1 protein-coding gene is annotated in these 1,233 nt (G+C 72.4%); it reads left to right on the top strand.

The genetic code is table 11. The annotated features are described in order from the left end of the window. Positions 1-212: 212 nt before the first annotated feature. Positions 213-1,091 (top strand): arginase family protein, encoded by an 879-nt coding sequence (locus ACFVZW_RS36000; protein ID WP_384530669.1) that lies wholly within the window; start codon positions 213-215, stop codon positions 1,089-1,091. The last annotated feature ends 142 nt before the right edge of the window (positions 1,092-1,233 follow it).

Raw genomic sequence — 1,233 nt, 5'->3', positions numbered from 1 at the left:
GGGTCAAGGGTGAAGCGCAGCGCAATCGGCGAAGCCGACGCGACGCAGGAGCGCCCTTGACCCACCGACTCCGGTCGCCACACTCGGAACGAGGGCGGCCGACCCAGAAGCTCGCGAGGGCCCTCGCACCAAGACCCTCAGAACCCCGAAACCCACCAGAGCCCAGGCCTCAAGACCCTCAGAAACCGGTCACCCTGCGGCACCATGGACATATGCCGCTGTCCGGCCGTGAACCGGCGATCATCGAAGCTCCGTCCGTGCTCGGGCTGCGGCCGTCCGGCGTTCAGGACCTGCCGGCGGCCCTGCTCGGCGGAATGGCGCGAGTCGGCCGCGTCGAGGCGCCCGTGTACGACCCGAAGCGGGACGTCGAGACCGGTGTGCTCAATCCGGGCGGCATCGCGGAGTACTCCGTACAGCTGGCGGACGTCGTCGGCGAGGTTCTCGACTCGGGGCGCTTTCCCGTCGTCCTCGGCGGTGACTGCAGCATCCTGCTCGGCAACCTCCTCGCCCTGCGCCGCCGTGGCCGGTACGGACTGCTGTTCCTCGACGGGCACACCGACTTCTACCAGCCGTCCGCCGAGCCGACCGGCGAGGTCGCGTCCATGGAGCTCGCCCTGGCCACCGGCCGTGGTCCCCGGCTGCTCGCCGATCTCGAAGGGCGGGGGCCGCTCGTTCGGGACGAGGACGTCGTCGCGTTCGGGTTCCGGGACGCCGTCGAGTCCGCCGCGGCGGGGATGCAGCCACTGCCGCTACGGCTGTGCGCGCTCGACCTCGACGACGTGCGCGCGGTCGGGGCCGCCGAGGCGGTCCGTCAGGTCATGGGCCGGCTGACCTTGGGCGACGGGTTCTGGATCCATCTCGATGTCGACGTCCTGGACGACGCGATCATGCCCGCCGTGGACTACCGCCAGCCGGGTGGGCTGAGCTGGGCGGAGCTGGAGGACGTACTGCGGACGGCGCTGGCGCACGAGGGTGCCGTCGGGTTCGACGTCACGATCTTCAACCCGCGCCTCGACCTCGACGGCACGATCGCGGCCCGGCTGAGCGAGTGCCTGCGGCGGGGGTTGTCGGCCGGGACGCCCGGCGCCTGACGACTCGCTCCGTGCGACAAGGTGGACACGCCGAGGGGGGGGGGGGGGGGGCGCGGGGGCGCGGGGGGGGGGGGGGGTGGGGGGTCTGGGGGGCGTGGTGAGGGGGGGTGGTGGGGTGGATAGTGTAGACGGGCCCACCGAT

It is taken from the genome of Streptomyces sp. NPDC059567, from assembly GCF_042735655.1.
Lineage (GTDB): Bacteria > Actinomycetota > Actinomycetes > Streptomycetales > Streptomycetaceae > Streptomyces.
This window is presented reverse-complemented; position numbering and strand designations above follow the sequence as displayed.